15 protein-coding genes are annotated in these 16,447 nt (G+C 72.7%); 9 read left to right on the forward strand and 6 right to left on the reverse strand.

Annotated features, from left to right (window positions below; genetic code table 11):
* The first annotated feature begins 177 nt into the window (after positions 1 to 177).
* The 6 genes from HBO46_RS18555 (at position 178) to HBO46_RS18580 (ending at position 5,610) form a co-directional block, all read left to right on the forward strand.
* On the forward strand, positions 178 to 972 hold the full coding sequence (locus HBO46_RS18555; protein WP_166134346.1) for a hypothetical protein: 795 nt from the start codon (positions 178 to 180) through the stop codon (positions 970 to 972).
* Between the two features lie 119 nt (positions 973 to 1,091).
* The gene (locus HBO46_RS18560; RefSeq protein WP_166134348.1) at positions 1,092 to 1,394 is read left to right on the forward strand and encodes a hypothetical protein; all 303 of its coding nucleotides are present in this window, start codon (positions 1,092 to 1,094) and stop codon (positions 1,392 to 1,394) included.
* Positions 1,395 to 1,536: 142 nt separating this feature from the next.
* The gene (locus HBO46_RS18565) at positions 1,537 to 3,090 is read left to right on the forward strand and encodes a sulfatase family protein (protein WP_166134350.1); all 1,554 of its coding nucleotides are present in this window, start codon (positions 1,537 to 1,539) and stop codon (positions 3,088 to 3,090) included.
* A gap of 64 nt (positions 3,091 to 3,154) precedes the next feature.
* Positions 3,155 to 3,517 carry a YidH family protein gene (locus tag HBO46_RS18570; RefSeq protein WP_166134352.1) on the forward strand — a complete coding sequence of 121 codons (363 nt, stop codon included), beginning with the start codon at positions 3,155 to 3,157 and terminating at the stop codon, positions 3,515 to 3,517.
* Positions 3,518 to 3,569: 52 nt separating this feature from the next.
* Complete coding sequence (locus HBO46_RS18575; protein ID WP_224769519.1) at positions 3,570 to 3,896, forward strand: DUF202 domain-containing protein; 327 nt, start codon at positions 3,570 to 3,572, stop codon at positions 3,894 to 3,896.
* Between the two features lie 118 nt (positions 3,897 to 4,014).
* On the forward strand, positions 4,015 to 5,610 hold the full coding sequence (locus HBO46_RS18580; RefSeq protein WP_166134356.1) for an APC family permease: 1,596 nt from the start codon (positions 4,015 to 4,017) through the stop codon (positions 5,608 to 5,610).
* A gap of 49 nt (positions 5,611 to 5,659) precedes the next feature.
* Here HBO46_RS18580 and HBO46_RS18585 read toward each other — a convergent pair whose 3' ends face one another.
* Both HBO46_RS18585 and HBO46_RS18590 read right to left on the reverse strand, forming a co-directional pair.
* Positions 5,660 to 6,223, reverse strand: coding sequence for a hypothetical protein (locus tag HBO46_RS18585; RefSeq protein ID WP_166391194.1), 564 nt, complete (start codon positions 6,221 to 6,223; stop codon positions 5,660 to 5,662).
* A 447-nt stretch (positions 6,224 to 6,670) separates the two neighbouring features.
* Positions 6,671 to 7,558 (reverse strand): matrixin family metalloprotease, encoded by an 888-nt coding sequence (locus tag HBO46_RS18590; RefSeq protein ID WP_166134360.1) that lies wholly within the window; start codon positions 7,556 to 7,558, stop codon positions 6,671 to 6,673.
* A gap of 74 nt (positions 7,559 to 7,632) precedes the next feature.
* Here HBO46_RS18590 and HBO46_RS18595 point away from each other — a divergent pair, with 74 nt between their 5' ends.
* Positions 7,633 to 7,839 carry a hypothetical protein gene (locus HBO46_RS18595; RefSeq protein WP_166134362.1) on the forward strand — a complete coding sequence of 69 codons (207 nt, stop codon included), beginning with the start codon at positions 7,633 to 7,635 and terminating at the stop codon, positions 7,837 to 7,839.
* A gap of 69 nt (positions 7,840 to 7,908) precedes the next feature.
* On the forward strand, positions 7,909 to 11,979 hold the full coding sequence (locus HBO46_RS20790) for a fibronectin type III domain-containing protein (protein ID WP_263457803.1): 4,071 nt from the start codon (positions 7,909 to 7,911) through the stop codon (positions 11,977 to 11,979).
* A gap of 43 nt (positions 11,980 to 12,022) precedes the next feature.
* Here HBO46_RS20790 and HBO46_RS18605 read toward each other — a convergent pair whose 3' ends face one another.
* The 4 genes from HBO46_RS18605 to HBO46_RS18620 form a co-directional block, all read right to left on the reverse strand.
* Positions 12,023 to 13,177 carry an alpha-hydroxy-acid oxidizing protein gene (locus HBO46_RS18605; protein ID WP_166134366.1) on the reverse strand — a complete coding sequence of 385 codons (1,155 nt, stop codon included), beginning with the start codon at positions 13,175 to 13,177 and terminating at the stop codon, positions 12,023 to 12,025.
* 160 nt (positions 13,178 to 13,337) lie between these two features.
* Positions 13,338 to 13,994 carry a hypothetical protein gene (locus tag HBO46_RS18610; RefSeq protein WP_166134368.1) on the reverse strand — a complete coding sequence of 219 codons (657 nt, stop codon included), beginning with the start codon at positions 13,992 to 13,994 and terminating at the stop codon, positions 13,338 to 13,340.
* A gap of 57 nt (positions 13,995 to 14,051) precedes the next feature.
* A complete protein-coding gene (locus tag HBO46_RS18615) occupies positions 14,052 to 14,654 on the reverse strand; it encodes a hypothetical protein (RefSeq protein ID WP_166134370.1) in 603 nt (200 codons plus the stop codon).
* A 59-nt stretch (positions 14,655 to 14,713) separates the two neighbouring features.
* The gene (locus HBO46_RS18620; RefSeq protein WP_166134372.1) at positions 14,714 to 15,913 is read right to left on the reverse strand and encodes a hypothetical protein; all 1,200 of its coding nucleotides are present in this window, start codon (positions 15,911 to 15,913) and stop codon (positions 14,714 to 14,716) included.
* Positions 15,914 to 16,076: 163 nt separating this feature from the next.
* On the opposite strand from HBO46_RS18620, the gene HBO46_RS18625 reads away from it, so the two are divergent.
* Positions 16,077 to 16,328, forward strand: a complete 252-nt coding sequence (locus tag HBO46_RS18625; RefSeq protein WP_166134374.1) for a hypothetical protein — start codon at positions 16,077 to 16,079, stop codon at positions 16,326 to 16,328.
* Positions 16,329 to 16,447: the final 119 nt, after the last annotated feature.

The following is a 16,447-nucleotide window of genomic DNA, read 5'->3' on the forward strand; positions in this document are numbered from 1 at the left end:
GGGAGCCTCCGAGATCCGCGCGCCCCCAGAGGGCGCGACGCTTTCCACATGGCACGCCCGGGTGGTGGGCGCTGTCATCAACAAAGTTGGGGATGGCGTGTCCAGGTGGACCAGACGTCATGGACCCCGCCGCGCCGGGTCGCTTGAATGCTGCACTCGGCCCCCGCGAGGAGATCCATGCTGCGCATCGCCACCGCCGGCCTCTGCATGGCCGCCGTCCTCGGCCTGAGCGGCTGCACCGACCCGGCCGTCGCCCCGACCGCCCGGATCGGTGCTCCGGACCGCGGCTCCGCCTCGCCGGAGGGCCCGGAGGCGGGCAGCGCACCGGCACCGGAGGAGCCCGAGGGGCTGCCCCTGCACTCGACGTTCGTGCGTGGTACCGGGTCCGTCGCGCTCCACGGCCGCGCCGCCGGTGAGGCGCTCGGCCAGGAGTTCGACCGCCACGCCGACCGGCTCGCCCGGGAGTTCCGCGGCGTGTGGGTCGCCGCCGGCGGCCCCCATGGAGCGACGGGTGGAGTGACCGGTGCGGGGACCGGCGACGAGGCCGGCGGCGACTTCTACGTCACGGTCACCGGCGCGCCCTCCCCCGCGCTGCTCGCGCGCGTCGCGCAGCTCCCGATGGGCGTCGAGGTGCTCTCCGGGGACCTGCTCTCCCGGCGTGGGTACGTCGCCCTCGCCACCGACGTGCTGGCCCGCCTCACCCAGGCGGGGGTCGCCGACGGCGTCGTCGTCGGCGTCGCGCCGTACGGGGACGCGTTGACGGTCCACGCCCCCGTGGACCCCGCGGACATCGCGCCGCTCGCCGCGGCGCTCACCCAGGTGGCCGCCGACCTCGACGCCCGCGCCGCCGACGTCCCTCACCGGCGCGCGGCGCTGCGTGGCGCCGTACCGATCCGGCTGTACGCGCGATCGGCCGACGGCGATGCCGTGCCCGCGGGCGGAGTCGTGGCAGGACCGCTCCCCCGGGAGTGAGGACCAGGCGTCGGACCGAGCCAGGAGCGCCGTCGCTCCGAATGACTGGTGTCCCCGTCCCCGGGGTCCCGTTTGCGGCGCGGCGCCGGGGGTGCGCCCGCCGAGACGAAGGCTCACCCATGAGCATCCCGCACCGGATCCGACGTGCGATGGCGCGCCCGGGGCCGGCACCGCACCACCCCGGGATCCGGGCCGAGCTCGGCACGGTCGGCCTGCTCACCGCGTGGGTGAGCTGCGGCCACTGCCACGCGTCGCTCCGGGTCGATGCCGCCCTCGAGACCGTCCGGGACGAGGCGGCCTTCCGGACCCGGCCGATGCGGGTCACCGACGGCGTCCGGTCCTGGTTGCTGGAGTGGGACTGCCCGGCCTGCGACATCCCCAGTCACGTCACCTTGGCGATGGTGAGCCCGAGCGGCTCCTGATGCTCGGCCGTGTGACCTGGCTCGCGCCGTGCCCGAGGGACGCGGCGGTGGATCGACCCCGCACGAACGGAATCGTCTGCGACGATGTCCCCCGCGCCGCTGGCCGGCGCGCCATCGCTCTGTCCTCCGAGGAGTCCCCGCCGTGAAGCTGTCCCGCCCTCATCTGGGCGCCCTCTCCGCGCTCGCGGTGCTCACGGCCACCGCCGTCGCGAGCTACTCCCCTGCGGCGAGCGAGCCCGAGTCGACGCCCGTCCCCGGGGTGGTCGCCCCGGAGACCGGCGTGCAGCGGCCGGTGCAGGCGGCGGCGGGCAAGCGGCCCAACGTCATGATGATCACCGTCGACGACATGAGCATCGATGACCTGCGCAGCATGCCCCAGGTGGCCCGGGAGCTGGCGGCGAACGGCGCGACCCTGACCAACACGATCGCTCCCACGCCGATCTGCGCGCCCTCGCGGGCCAGCATGCTCACCGGCCAGTACGCCCACAACCACGGCTCGCTCGGGGTCAAGGGCGACCACGGCGGCTTCCAGGCGCTCGACGACCGGGACACGCTGCCGGTGTGGCTGCGTCGCGCCGGCTACGACACGTTGTTCGTCGGCAAGTACCTCAACGGGTACGGCGAGGGCGGCCGCGGAGCGCGCAAGTACGTCCCGCCGGGCTGGACCGACTGGCGCGGCAGCGTCGACCCCACGACGTACCGGTTCTTCGGCACGAAGCTCAACATCAACGGCAAGGTGCGCCGCTTCTCGCGCTACAACACCGACCTGTTCGCCGCCCAGGCCACCGACATGCTGCGGTCGAAGAAGCGTGCCGACAAGCCGTGGTACCTGTGGCTCAACTACGTGGCCCCGCACAACGGCGGGCCCCGCGACCCCGACGACCCGCTGGCCACCCACCCGAGCCACCGTCGCCAGATCGGCACCACCGTGCCCGCACCCCGGCACCGCGACCTGTTCGCCGGTGTCCAGATGCCCCCGAAGCCCAGCCGCTTCGAGGCCGACACCTCCGACAAGCTCGACGACGGCACCGGACGCACGTGGGACCGCACCAGCCGCATGCTGCTCACCGAGGCGTGGCAGCAGCGTCAGGAGTCGCTGCGCGCGATCGACCAGGCGGTGGGCGAGCACGTGCGGGTGCTGCGCCGGACCGGGCAGCTGCACCGGACCGTCATCATCTTCTCCTCCGACAACGGCTTCATGATGGGCGAGCACAACCTGACCGGGAAGCTGCGCCACTACCGCGAGTCGCTCCAGGTGCCGACCATCGTCCGCGGCCCCGGGGTCGTGCGCGGCGCCAATCTGACCACCCTGGTCTCGACCGCCGACTGGCCGGTCACCATCGCCGCGCTCGCCCGGGCGAGGCCGGTGAACCGGGTCCTCGACGGTGTCGACGTGTCGCAGTACTGGGGTCGCACCCAGGCGACGCCCCGCGTCGTACCGATCGAGGCGTACACCGCGGACGGCGGCCGCACGCGCACCTACTCCGGCATCCGGTACGCCGACCGCTACACCTATGTGGCGCTGGACCAGGGCGAGGAGCTCTACGACCTGCGGGCGGACCCCTACGAGCTGGAGAACGTCGCCGAGGACCCGGACTACGCCCCGGTCCTGACCCAGATGCGCGCGTGGGACGAGGAGTTCCGCGACTGCCGGGGCGCGAGCTGCCCGGTCTCGCCGATCACGTACGACGGCTGACCCTCCCCCGGCCCCGCGCCGCTCGGGCCCGACCGGCCGCCGCGGCGTGGGTCACACTGGAGGCATGCGCGAGAGAAGCGAGCGCCGGCCGCACTGGGTCTACGGCCAGGGCGAGGACCCCGACTACAGCTCGAGCCTGGCCAACGAGCGCACGTTCCTGGCCTGGATCCGCACCGCGCTGGCGGTGCTCGCCGCCGGGGTCGCCCTCGACGTGGTCTCGCTGTCGATCCCCGAGCGCGTGCAGCGCGCGCTCGTGCTGGTCCTGCTCGTCGTCGCCTTCGCCAGCGCGCTGGTGGCGTGGGCGCGGTGGGGGCTCGTCGAGCGCTCGATGCGCCGCCGCGCCCCGATGCCGCCGATCGGGTTCGGCGCCCTGCTCGTGCTGACCATCGCCGGGATCGCCGCCATCCTCATCGTCGCGTGGCTGTGAGCTGCGGTGAGGGAGGAAGCGGTGAGGCTGCGGTGAGGGCCGCGACGTGAGCATGCCGCGGTCGGCCGACGGCCGACCCGACCCCCCGGTGCCGAGCGACGAGCGGACGACGCTGGCCTGGGAGCGCACGGCGCTGGCCGTGTTCGGGGTCGTCGCCGCGATCGCGAAGCACACCTGGGCCGAGTTCGGGCCGGCGGCGCTGGTGCCGATCGCCCCGCTGGCGCTGGTCTCGACCTGGGTGGTCGTCGAGGGCTGGCGGCGCTACGACGACGACCGCTACTACCGCGTCTACCGCGCGATCGGCGGGCCCACCTTCGTGCTGGCCGGCACGATCGCGCTGGCCGCGGGGCTCGAGGTGGCCCACCTGCTCGTCAGGTGATGCGGGTCCGGCGACACTGCTGGGCGACGACGGGGCGCGACGGGGGATGTGATCCGCGCTACCGTTCAAGATGATGAACGAGCGGCAAGCTCCCAATCGCTCGGTTGGAACTCTCGGCTTGACCTTTGTCGCAATCGGCGGCGTGGTCGGCTCCGGAGTCTTGTTCGCGCCGCTCTTCGCGGCACAGCAGGCCGGGCCGGCCGCCATCCTCGCCTGGCCGATCGCCGGCCTGATGCTCATCACCGTCGCGCTCGTGTACGCCGAGGTCTCGGCCATGCTGCCGGTGGTCGGCGGCCTCGGGCTGCTGCCGACGTTCAGCCACGGCCAGGGCGTCGGGATCGCGACCGGCTGGGTCGCGTGGGTGGGCTACGTGACCGCCGCGCCGATCGAGACCCAGGCGATGCTCGAGTACGTCAGCAACGACCGGGCCTTCGACTGGCTGTTCGTCGCCGAGGCGTCGGGCAACGGGCAGAGCGCGCTGAGCCTGCCGGGGATCTTCGCGGCCGCCGGCGTACTCGCGTTCTTCACGGCGCTCAACGCGTTCGGCGTGGCGCTGTTCACCCGGATCAACACCGCGCTGACCTGGGTGAAGCTCATCATCCCGGTCGCGATCGCCGCCGCGCTGCTCACCCACTTCTCCTGGGACCCGGTGCGGGAGACCGGGTTCGCCCCCGAGGGGATGACCGGGGTGCTGAGCGCGATCACCACGGGTGGCGTGGTCTTCGCCTTCCTCGGGTTCCGCCACGCCCTCGACCTCGCCGGGGAGACACGGCGGCCGCAGCGGACCATTCCGATCGCGCTCGTCGGGGGCATCCTGATCTGCGCCGTCCTCTTCACCGTCCTCCAGCTCGGGTTCATCGGCGCCGTGGACCCCGCCGACCTCGACCAGGGCTGGGCCGGGCTCGACCAGGGCGGGGCCAACGGCCCGCTCGCCGCGCTGCTCACCGGGCTGGGCATGACCTGGCTGGCCAGGCTGGTCGTCGCCGACGCCGTACTCGGCCCGTTCGGCGCCGGCCTGGTCTCCACCGCCTCCACCGGCCGGCTCACCGTGGCGGTCTCCGAGAACGGGCTCTTCCCCCGCGCCGTCTCGGTCTTCTCGCGCCACGGCGTCCCGATGCGGGCGATGGTGCTGAATCTCGTGGTCGGGCTGGTGCTGCTGATCGCGTTCCGCGACGGCTGGTCGGAGCTGCTGTCCTTCAACTCCGGCGCCATCGTGCTGTCGATGTGCCTGGGGCCGATCACCGTCGTCGCACTGCGCCGCCAGGTCCCGGAGCGGACGCGGCCCTTCCGGATCCCGGCGCTGGGAGTGCTGGCGCGGGTCGCCTTCATCGTGGTCAGCCTGATCATCTACTGGACCGGCTGGGACACGATGATCAAATTGACCATCCCCATCGCCCTCGGCGCCGTCGTGCTGGGCTACCGCGTCATCCGTGACCGCGGACTGGTCGCCTCGCTCGACATGCGCTCGGTCGCCTGGCTCGGCCCGTACTACATCGGCCTGCTCGTGCTCTGCTTCGTCGGCGGGTACGGCGGCGGGCAGGACTGGCTGCCGAACGGCGTCGACATCGCCGTGGTCGCGGCGTTCTCGCTGGCGTTCTTCGAGTGGGGCCTGCGCTCGGCGCTGACCCCGGCCGCCGCGGCGGCTGCGGTCGCGGAGGTCCCCGAGGTGCGGGTCGCCGGCGAGGGGTCTGACTCTGGTGCTGGTCAGGGCTGAGGCCGCGGGGTCTCGGTCGGGGTTGGGGCTGGCGTGTGACGCACCGTCGTCACGGGCAGCGTTCGTCCAGCTTCACGGTGCCCAGGTCGACCATCGTGCTCAACGGGGTGACCGTGCCCGGTGCCGGGTCCTGCCAGCAGACCTTCCAGCCGGAGTCGAGCACCTGAAACCGCTCGGCGCCGGTGGCATCCGTCTGAGTGAGTACGAAGGACCCCTGCGACTGCAACAGGTCCTGCGCGTCCTGCAGCACCATCCCGACGGTGGCCGGCATGACGAAGGTGTCCTCGTCGGTGTCCGCCTTCTTCGTCGGCTTCTTCGTCGGCTTCGGCTTCGGCTTCGGAGCCGAGGTCGGCTGCTCAGCCTTCTCCGCGGGGGCTTGCGCAGCGGCGTCGCCGTCGGTGGAGTCCTCCCCGTCGCAGGAGCGGTCCACTGTCAGGCGCGGCTTGGCGCCGATCTCCTCGGAGGTGCTCGGCTCCTGCTCGCACACGACCCAGTTGGACTCGTCGACGACGCCGAACATTCCTCCCCCGATGACTTCGACCTCGTCCTCGAAGCCAGCGCGCTCGATGTCCGACAGCGCGACGTCCAAACGCGCTGAGACGACGTCCGGCATCACAGCCGGCTCGTCCTCCCCGCACGCCGTCAGCATGCTCGCGGCGAGCGCCACAACGGCCAGAACCCGAAACTTCACAACTACTCCCCCGTGACCGTATGTATCTCCGCTCAGAAGTATGCGTATTCGGAGTGCCACTCGCTGTGAAAACGGATGTTTCCCGTACCTACAGGCGAGTCCCGGCCCGGACAGCGAGTGACGCACCGCCGATTGGTCACAAACGACAGGGATTGACCCCGAAATGTTGTCGTTGGGGACCAAACGTGACCCTGCCGGCCTCCGCTGGCCGCAACCGGCCTGCGGTCGCCGCCGGGAGCGTGACGCACCGCCGATTGGTCACAAACAGCACCAATTCGCCCCGGATTGCTGTCGTTCGTGACCAATCGTGACCCCATCCGGCAGCGACCCCCGACCAGCCCCCACCCCGCCAGCCCCGACCCGCCAACCTCAGACCCCCTCGGCCCCCAGCGGCGGACCGTACAGCTGCTGGGCGCCCTCGCGGTCGAGGTCGGTGATCGCCAGCTCCGAGGTCCCTACGCCCCCGCAGAAGTAGTGCATGACCGAGCGGGGGTCGTACTGCGTGAGATCGACGGTGTCGGCGCTGTCCTCGTCGGGGCACTGCGGCGGCGCCCCGCTGCGGATGTGCTCGTGGCGGAAGCCGAGCACGTGCCCCAGCTCGTGGCGCAGGATGCCGACCAGGTCGAAGCGCAGCCCCGGCTCGAAGTAGCTGGGGTCGATCAGCAGCCGCCGGCGCTCCGGCGGGCTGGTCGGGAAGAACGCCGAGGCCAGGAACTGGCCCTGGGCATCGACGAAGCGAACCGCGAAGACCAGCCCGGGGTCGAGGTCGGCCAGCGGGGTCGAGGGGTCGGCGCCGTCGTACTGCGCCAGGTGGGTGAAGCGCACGCCGCAGGTGGCCTCCCAGTCGGCGGTCGCGGCCGCCATGTTGGCGCGCACGGCGTCGTACTGCTCGCGGGTGGGGAAGCTCTTCTCGAAGACGCAGTAGTGCAGCGACGTGGGGTCCTCCCAGCGGACCACGCGCCCGCCCACCGAGATCCCGGTGAGCGCCGCGGAGGGCTCCAGCGGCACCGACGGCACCGGGTCGGGTACGCCGGGCTCGCGCGCCGCCGCGCGACGCAGCGCATAGAGGCGGAGCTCGTCGCGGTCGAGCAGCAGGTCGCCCTCCGCGACGACGTAGGAGCTCCCGTCGATGCTGAGCGTGACCGCGCGCAGGGCGCTGGCGAGCTCGCCGTAGGTGCGCGTGCGCTCCGCCATCTCCACCAGCTCCGGCTGCTCGGCGAGCACCCGCGCGGCCAGTGTCTGCTCCGAGGTCGTCATGCCACCCCACCTCCGGGTCCGAGCGCCGTGGGTGATGCTGGACGCAGCGTAGGCACGCGCAGAGGAGTCCGTCCATGGCAGAGGAACCCCCGGTCCCACCCGACCAGCAGCCCGACGCGTCGCTGGCCCGGGCCCGCTCGTCGTCGGCGTACGTCGCGTGGCGCGACGCGCTGCCGTCCTTCGAGCTCGACGGCGAGCGGCTCTACCTGCCCACCGGCGACGTCCCGGTCGCCGAGCCGGAGCTGGCGCGGGACTGGCTGCGCAGGGACGAGACCGCCTGACCGACACCGGGGACTTCTCCCAAACGTGCCCTCGGGCCCCCGCGGAGTCCCTATCATCACGCAGTGAGCATGAGTCTTAATCTGGCGATGTCGGCACTCCTGGGTCTCGGCGTCCTGTCCAGCACCCCCGCGGCCGCCGACCCGGCCCAGCCCTCCCCCTCGGAGCCCGGGGCCGTCCGCATCGCCGAGGCCGACCCGCTCCTCGAGGAGTCGCAGAACGGCCGCAAGGCCATCCGGGAGCTCGGGGACCAGCTCCCCACTGCCGCCGCCCACAACGACATGGCGCCTGCCGAGCTGCGGACCCTGCTCCGCACCGACGACACGCTCTGGGTGGACCCCCAGGGTGCGCTCTTCTACGTCGACCCGGCCCCGGAAACGCTCGCCGAGGCGCCCAGCCCCCTCGTCGAGCTGCTGGCGCCGCTCGAGGAGACCTTCGCCCTGCACAGCAACCCGGGCGCGAACCTCACGATCCTCCTCGACTTCGACGGCCAGACCGTCTCGAGCACGACCTGGAACAACCAGAACGGGCTCATCCCCGCCACCCATCCTGCCTGGGACCCCGCGTCGGACGGGCCTGGCTTCAGCGACGGCGAGCGACGCATGATCCAGCAGGTCTGGGCGATGGTCGCGGAGGACTACGCGCCGTTCGGGGTCGACGTGACCACCGAGGACCCGGGGGACGCCGCGCTCGTCCGGACGTCGTCCACCGATGCGGAGTACGGCACGAGGGTGCTGATCACCCCCAGCGACGACGCGCACCTGACGCTCTGCTCCCGCTCCTGCGGTGGCGTCGCCTACGTGAACGTGTTCGACCGCATTGCGGCGACTCCCCTCTACCAGCCCGCCTGGGTCTTTCCCCAGGCGCTGGGTGGCTCGGCCAAGAACGTGGCCGAGGCCGCCACGCACGAGGCCGGCCACAACCTCGCCCTGAACCACGACGGCACCAGCACCCAGGGCTACTACGCGGGGCACGGCATCTGGGCGCCCATCATGGGCGTCGGCTACTCCGCCCCCCTCGCGCAGTGGAGCGCCGGCAGCTACCCCGACGCGAGCAACCCCCAGGACGACGTACGGATCCTGACCGGACACCTCGGCGCCCGGTCCGACGAGGCACCCTCGTCGGTCTCCGCACCGGCGACGCTCCCCGCGGGCGAGGCCTTCGTCGGCACCGCCGACGACGTGGACACCTACCTGCTCGGGACCTGCACTGCGGGCGCCGACGTCGTCGTGCGGACCGCCGACCTGGCCCCGAACCTCGACGTCCGCGCCGTGCTCCACGACGCGGCCGGCACCGAGCGGGCCTCCGCACAGCCGCGGTCGTCGTACGGCGACGGGACGACCGCCGCCGGCACGGGTGCCGCCCTCACCGTGCCCACCGCCGGCGACGGCTGGGTGCTGGCCATCGACGGCGTCGGCCAGGACACCTGGACCACCGGCGGCTACGACGACTACGGCAGCCTCGGCGCCTACACCATCGAGGTCTCCGGCTGTGACGGCGAGACCGCCGCAGGTGCTCCCGGCACCCCACGCGACGTCGCCGCCACCAGCGCCGAGCGCACCCTGACGCTCACGTGGTCCGCACCCGAGACGCAGGGCGACGGCCCGGTCACCGGCTACCTGGTGACGCGCTCGGGATCCGCGGAGACGCAGACCCTCCCTGCCGATGCCCGCAGCCACACCTTCACCGGCCTCGAGGTCGGCACCACCTACCAGCTGTCCGTCCGCGCGGTCAACGGCACGGGGGCAGGCCAAGCCGTCACCGTGAACGCGACGACCGCCCCGCCCCCGCCTGCCACCCCGAGCGCTCCACGGCAGGTCACCGGCTCCTACGACCACGCCTCGGGCAAGATCCTGGCCTGGTGGGTCGAGCCGGAGACGACAGGGACCGCGCCCATCACCGGGTACGCGATCCACCTCGACGGCGTGAACATCGGCCAGCTCGACCCGACCAGCCGCGGCGCCGAACTCACCCGCGCGGGCGGCTTCGCCGTGGGCTCGTACGTCGTGGGGATCGCTGCCCTGAACGCTGCGGGGTCCTCGCCCACCGCCTCGGTGACGATCCGGGTCGAGCCTCCGGCCAACGACGACGTCGCGGCCGCCGAGGTGCTGCGCGGCACGAACGGGACGACCACGGGGAACAACGCCCTGGCCACCCGCGAGACCACCGACCCGGTGCCGCCGAGCGCCTACGGCGCAGGCGGGTTCTCGGTCTGGTACGCGTGGACCCCCTCCAGCGATGGCACGATGACCGTGTCGACCTCAGGGGGTGCCGACAACAGGGACACCACCCTCGCCGCCTACACCGGGACGCCGGGCGCGCTCGAGGAGGTGGCCGGCAACGACGACGACGACGCGCGTTTCCATGCCCGGATCACGTTCGAGGCCCGTGCTGGAACCCGCTACCTCCTCGCCGTCGACGGGTTCTCCACGGCCGGCGGCACCGGTCCCTTCGTCCTGGCCTGGGACCAGGTCGTGGCCACCCCGCCGTCCGCCCCGGAGCGGGTCCGGGCGGTGCGCGGCGACCAGTCCGCGACCGTGTCCTGGGACCCGGCGGGAGCCAACGGATCCCCGGTCACCGGCTACACGGTCGTCGCACGCACCGCGGGCAGCCTCGACCGCACGGTGAGCGTCGACGGGAGCACCACGACCACCGTGTTCACGGGACTGACCAACGGCGCGGCGTACACCTTCACCGTCACCGCGACCAACGCCGTCGGCGGCTCCCTCCCGTCGACCCCGTCCAACGAGGTCACCCCCGCCGGCATCCCCACCACCGTCGCGAAGCCCACCGCCGTCCGCGGCGACCGGTCCGCGACCGTGTCCTGGAACCCCGCCACCGGCAACGGATCGCCGATCACCGGCTACACGGTCCTCGCCACCCCTGGCGCCCACACCAAGACCGTGGACGCCAGCAGCCGCGCCACCACCATCACCGGGCTGACCAACGGCACCGCCTACACCTTCACCGTCACCGCGACCAACGCCATCGGCGACTCCATCCCCTCGGCCGTCTCCAACGAGGTGACCCCCGCCGGCGTCCCCACCACCGTCGCGAAGCCCACCGCCGTCCGCGGCGACCGGTCCGCGACCGTCTCCTGGGACCCGGCTGGAGCCAACGGATCCCCGGTCACCGGCTACACGGTCACCGCCCTCACGGCAGGCAAGCCCGACCGCACGGTCAGCGTCGACGGGAGCACCACGACCACTGTCCTCACCGGGCTGACCAACGGCGCGGCGTACACCTTCACCGTCACCGCCACCAACGCCGTCGGCGACTCCGCCCCCTCGGCTGCCTCCAACGGCGTCACTCCCGCCGGCATCCCCACCGCGGTGACCACGCCCACCGCCGTCCGCGGCAACCAGTCCTCGGTCGTCTCCTGGGCCCCCGCCACCGGCAACGGGTCACCCATCACCAGCTACACGGTCCTCGCCACCCCCGGCGACCACACCGCGACCGTCGATGCCGCCACCCGCACCACCACCATCACCGGGCTGAGCAACGGCACCGCCTACACCTTCACCGTCACCGCGACCAACGCCATCGGCGACTCCATCCCCTCGGCCCCGTCCAACGAGGTCATCCCCGCCGGCATCCCCAGCACCGTCACCACGCCCACCGCCGTCCGCGGCGACCGCTCGACGACCGTCTCCTGGGACCCGGTCGCCGGCAACGGTTCCCCGGTCACCGGCTACACGGTCACCGCGCGCACGACAGGCAAGCCCGACCGCACGGTGAGCGTCGAGGCGAGCGCCACGACCGCCGTGTTCACCGGGCTGACCAACGGCTCGGCGTACACCTTCACCGTCACCGCGAGCAACACCCTCGGCGACTCGATCCCCTCGGCCCCGTCCGTCGTGGTCGTGCCGGCCGGGAAGCCGACAACCACTCCGAAGCCGACGGTCTCCCTCAAGGGTCGCGTCGCGACGATCCGGTGGCGTCCCGCCTCGGGCAACGGGCTGCCCGTCCTCCGCTACGTCGTCCAGCGGATCGGCGGCCCGCGTACGACGAGCTCGACCTCGCCGCGCAAGGTCGTCTTCCGCGGCCTGCAACCCGGCGTCCACCGGTTCCGCGTGACCGCGGTGAACGCCCTCGGGAAGGGGAAGCCGAGCGCGCCGGTGCGCGTCCGGATCCGCCGGTAGTGCGGACCCGGGGCCGGCGCGAGGGCCGTTGCAGCGGGTCGGCTCAGACCACCCGCTGCAGCGCCTCCGGCGTCAGGTCGGCCAGCGTCGGGTAGCCGTCCACGGCCATGACCAGGTCGGTCTCGGCCAGCAGCGAGCGGAGCACGTGGACGGCGCCGGGGACCCCGCCGAGCGCGAGCCCGTAGACGTAGGGCCGGCCGACGGCGACCGCGGTCGCGCCCAGCGCCAGCGCCTTGACCACGTCGGGGCCGGAGCGGACGCCGGAGTCGAAGATGACCGGCGCGCCGGCCGCCACCTCGACGACGCCCGGAAGCCACTGGAGCGCCGAGCCGCCGCCGTTGGCCTGCCGGCCGCCGTGGTTGGAGCAGTAGATCCCGTCGACGCCGTGGTCGAGGGCCCGGCGGGCGTCGTCGGGGTGGCAGATGCCCTTGAGCAGCAGCGGCAGGTCGGTCAGCGAGCGCAGCCAGGCCAGGTCGTCCCACGAGAGCGGGTTGCCGAACGTGCCGGCCCAGGTGAAGACCACGGTGCCCGGATCGGGATCCGGCCCGGTCATCGCCTGGAACACCGGGTCGGAGGTGTAGTTGGCCAGCGCCTTGCCGCGCAGCTGCGGGAAGTTTCCGCTGGCCAGGTCGCGCGGACGCCAGCCCGGCACCCAGGTGTCGAGGGTGACCACGATGCCGTCGTACCCCGCCTGCTCGGCTCGCGTGACCAGGCTCGCGGCGAGGTCGCGGTCCTTGGGCGTGTAGAGCTGGAAGTACGACGGGGTGTCGCCGGTGTGCGGGACGACCTCCTCGAACGGGTCGTTCATCAGCGTCGAGGCGATCATCGGTACGCCGGTCTGCGCCGACGCCTGGGCGGTCGCGATGTCGCCGTGCCCGTCGGGCGTGCACAGGCCGATCACGCCGACCGGCGCCATCAGCAGCGGCGTCGGGAGCTTCTTGCCGAAGAGGTCGATCGAGAGGTCGCGCTCGGCTGCGCGGGTGAGCATCCGCGGCACCAGCGCCCAGCGTTGGAACGCCTCGACGTTGCCGCGCTGGGTCGACTCGTCCCCCGACCCGCCGGCGATGTAGCTGCGCAGCTCGGGCGGCATCGCCGCGAGCGCGTCCCGCTCGAGCTCGCCGTGGTCGAACGGCATCCGGGGCAGCACCCCTTGGAGCGCCGCGAAGTAGAGCTCGATCTGGTAGTCCCCGTATGCCATGCCGCGGACCCTAACCATCGCAAGCCGCTCGCGGGCGGAAGACAAAGGCGCGAGCCCGGCCTCCACGCTGCGTGAGGGGAGAAGTCGGGCTCGCGCCTGCACACACCGATTAACCCGCGGCGGGGTCAGGTAAACCTCTGTGTCCGCCCCCTGGCCGGCGCTACGCCAGGTCGGAGGGGCGGCGGCGGAAGCGGGGGCGCGGCAGGGCGGCCACCACGCGCTGACGCGCCCGTCGTACGGCGTCCCGGACGCGGCGGATCGGTGTGAGGACGAGCGCGCGCAGCCACCTGACGGGCGCCGCGAACAGGCGGGCGAAGAACCGGCCGACGGCACGCGCGGCCGCCCGCGCCCACCGCAGCGGCGCCAGGCAGGCCGCGCGGAGGGCCTGCAGGACTGGCCGCACCGCCGCGACCAGCCACCGGCGCACCGCCGCCCAGACCGCCGCTATCCACTGGAACGGGCGCCGGAGCAGCCGGCCGAGCGCACGGAACGCCGCGAGCAGCCACCGCCACGGGGCGAGCAGCACCTTCTCGACCGCACGGACGACGGCGGCGCCCCACCTGGCGAGGAGCTCGGCCACCGGGCGCAGCAGGTCACGCAGCGCCCTCAGCAACCGCGCGATCGGCCGGAACAGCCAGGACACCGCGCGCCCCAGCGCGGCGAGCACCCGCGCCACGGCCCCGGCGATCGCCGCCACCACGCGGCGTACGCCACGGCCCACCCAGCGGAGCAGGTCCCACGCCCAGACGAACGGCAGCAACGGCAGGCCCAGGACGACCTCGAGGCGCGAGGAACGGGTGTCACGGTGGTCATGCATGCGCGGAAGTGTGCCCCACGGACTCGCCGCTCGGTGCTGCCTTCCGGCGACGTCGCCTCAGGAAGCAGCCGTGGCCTTCCGTGCCAGGGTCACCAGCAGGTTCGCGTAGCCGAGCGCGTCGTCGATGGCCTTGTGCGTGTGCTCGACGTCGCCGAACCACGCGCCGGGAAGGGCGGAGGGCGACATCTCGGCTGCGGGGCGCCCCGTCACGGCCGCCGCGTAGCTGCGGATGCAGAGTCCGGGCCCGTCGAACAGGTACTCCTCCTCGTACGGCCCCTGGAGGATGCCGTACCGGGTGAACCGGCGGAGGTAGTAGTCGATCCAGATGCCGTCGAAGGCCAGCGGCGAGGCGGCGAAGGTCTTCTCCCCGGGAAGCGACCTCACCCAGTCCGCATAGCGCGCCATGACCTCCGGCACCGGGCGCGGGTCGGTGGTCGCGGCGGCCCACACCTCGGGGATGGACTCGAACCACTCCAGCGTCTTCGCGTGCGGAGCGGCTCCCGGCAGCTCCTCCAGGACGGCCTCGAAACGGCCGTGCTCGGTGCCGTCGAGGGTGACCGCGACCGAGGCGAACGACCTCATCGAGTTCGGCCCCGGCCACGGGCCGTCGACCTCGATGTCCGTGACGACGTACACCCACTCATCGCGCGCTGCACTCATGGCTCGCGATCCTTCCAGCCCGGTGCGGGCTGCGCGGGCGAACCGAGCTCGCGGCGTGATCAGAGCTTCACGGTCCCGCAGGTCCCCGTCTTCGGTCGGTGCTTGAGGGCCGCGGCGCCGCCGTTCGTGGAGTCGTACCAGACACCCTGCCCGGGCTTGAGGCCTGCCGTCGGGTTCGTGGCGAACAGGCAATAGTCCTGGCGCTTGGCCTTGCCGGGTGCACCCCAGAGCCGGACGGTGTTGCCCTCGCTGACGCGCACCTCCTCGAGCGGGCCACCGGCCTCGCCGGCGCGGGTGGGACGGATGCGCGTGCCGCGGTTGTCCACGAGCCAGGTCTCGACCGCCACGGCGGCGTTCTTCACGTCCGACTCCAGCGACATCATGAGCGCGGCCCGGGCGGCCTTGCGACGCTCGCGGTACTCCTCGGCGCCGTAACCGTGCTCGCGCATCACTCGGCCACAGGCACTGTCGGTCAGGCCGATGCCCTTGAACGACGCGACGCTGGGCCTCCCCAGGCCGGTCCCTGCCCACATCGGCTGCTTGCCGCCGAGCGACGCGACGTTCTGCTGCGCGGTGCAGTACCCGGCCCCCTTCGTGGGCGCCGTGTACAGGGCCTCGCTCAGGCCGGTCCTCTGAAGCCGGCGGTTGACCCACTTCCGGTTCGGCAGGACGCCGTTGTCCTCGCGGTAGTCGTGGATGACCTCGATGTTGTGCATCAGGTCGTCCCACATGAACTGCTGCACCTCGATGCCGGTGATCGGAACCGATCGCTTCGCGGCGCCACCGTCGAGGCTGGGGCCGGATCCCTCTGCGTCGCGCGCCACGGCGCCACACCCGCCCTCTCCGGCGTCGGCGACGTCGTCGAGGTTCGCCTTGATCGGCTCCTCCAGCCCGGTGCCCACGACGTAGTACTCGTCGTCGCCGAGGCCCGCCTGGGGGTGGGAGGCGATCAGGCAGTAGCCCCGCCCCTCGGTGGCCTTGCCGTAGACGATCTCGGTGCGCCCGGTGCGCTGGAGACGGTGCTCGGCCCACCTCGCCGCAGGAGCGGCGGCGTCGGGGTGCTCGGAGATCCACGCCTCGATGCGCTCGGCGCTGACCGACAGGTCGTGAAGGACCAGCGCCTGCCCGAGCCTCGTTCCGGCGAGGTCACCCGCGGCGCCCGCTGGTGCGGCCACAGCGGGAAGTGGTGCCGCCGCCGCTGCGGTGGACAGAGAGATGACCGCGGTGGCGAGGACCGCTGCGCTCCGGCGAAGCTCCATGTGCGTGGTGCACCCTTCAGCTGTGAGTCCCCGCGCCCGTGGTGGTGCGGGCCAGACCCAGTGGACGGACGAAAGGCATGCGGGGGCCACGCCACGCTCGCCGTCAGCTGCTGACCCGCGCCGAGGTGTTCCTGCTCTACTTGGGTCCCCGCGACGACGTCCGGTGGGCACCGCCAGCCTCGGGGTGAGCCCCCTCGTCCTGGCGGTCACCAGCGTCGCACTGGTAACCGTGCCGGTCGTGTACCAGCTGCCGCTCGAGAAGTACGCCGGGCCGTTGACGATCAACCGTGGCCGGCGACGTTCGACCGGCTGGCGGACAGAAGTCACCGACCGGCTGGGGAAGCGCGTGGTCGTCACCGTCGACGCGGACGACCTTCTCCAGCTGTCTGCTCTTCAGCGGCACGTACCCGGCTAGATCTTCGCCCGTCGCCAGTCCCCCGACTCGACTGCCATCGGCCTTGAGCGTCCCAGTCAGCGGAACTCGCCGGCCGACCCGTGCGCGGCCACACCTACCCTGCGCAACATTGTGACGCA

This window comes from Nocardioides ochotonae, assembly GCF_011420305.2.
In the GTDB taxonomy this organism is placed as follows: domain Bacteria; phylum Actinomycetota; class Actinomycetes; order Propionibacteriales; family Nocardioidaceae; genus Nocardioides; species Nocardioides ochotonae.

Bases quoted from the DNA above. Each gene is read 5' to 3' on its own strand.
- HBO46_RS18595 (WP_166134362.1), top strand. From the start codon at position 7,633: ATGGCAGAGGAACCCCCGGTCCCACCCGACCAGCAGCCCGACGCGTCG.
- HBO46_RS18575 (WP_224769519.1), top strand. From the start codon at position 3,570: ATGCCGCGGTCGGCCGACGGCCGACCCGACCCCCCGGTGCCGAGCGAC.
- HBO46_RS18555 (WP_166134346.1), top strand. From the start codon at position 178: ATGCTGCGCATCGCCACCGCCGGCCTCTGCATGGCCGCCGTCCTCGGC.
- HBO46_RS18570 (WP_166134352.1), top strand. From the start codon at position 3,155: ATGCGCGAGAGAAGCGAGCGCCGGCCGCACTGGGTCTACGGCCAGGGC.
- HBO46_RS18590 (WP_166134360.1), bottom strand. From the start codon at position 7,558: ATGACGACCTCGGAGCAGACACTGGCCGCGCGGGTGCTCGCCGAGCAG.
- HBO46_RS18585 (WP_166391194.1), bottom strand. From the start codon at position 6,223: ATGCCGGACGTCGTCTCAGCGCGTTTGGACGTCGCGCTGTCGGACATC.
- HBO46_RS18620 (WP_166134372.1), bottom strand. From the start codon at position 15,913: ATGGAGCTTCGCCGGAGCGCAGCGGTCCTCGCCACCGCGGTCATCTCT.
- HBO46_RS20790 (WP_263457803.1), top strand. From the start codon at position 7,909: ATGAGTCTTAATCTGGCGATGTCGGCACTCCTGGGTCTCGGCGTCCTG.
- HBO46_RS18560 (WP_166134348.1), top strand. From the start codon at position 1,092: ATGAGCATCCCGCACCGGATCCGACGTGCGATGGCGCGCCCGGGGCCG.
- HBO46_RS18605 (WP_166134366.1), bottom strand. From the start codon at position 13,177: ATGGCATACGGGGACTACCAGATCGAGCTCTACTTCGCGGCGCTCCAA.
- HBO46_RS18610 (WP_166134368.1), bottom strand. From the start codon at position 13,994: ATGCATGACCACCGTGACACCCGTTCCTCGCGCCTCGAGGTCGTCCTG.
- HBO46_RS18615 (WP_166134370.1), bottom strand. From the start codon at position 14,654: ATGAGTGCAGCGCGCGATGAGTGGGTGTACGTCGTCACGGACATCGAG.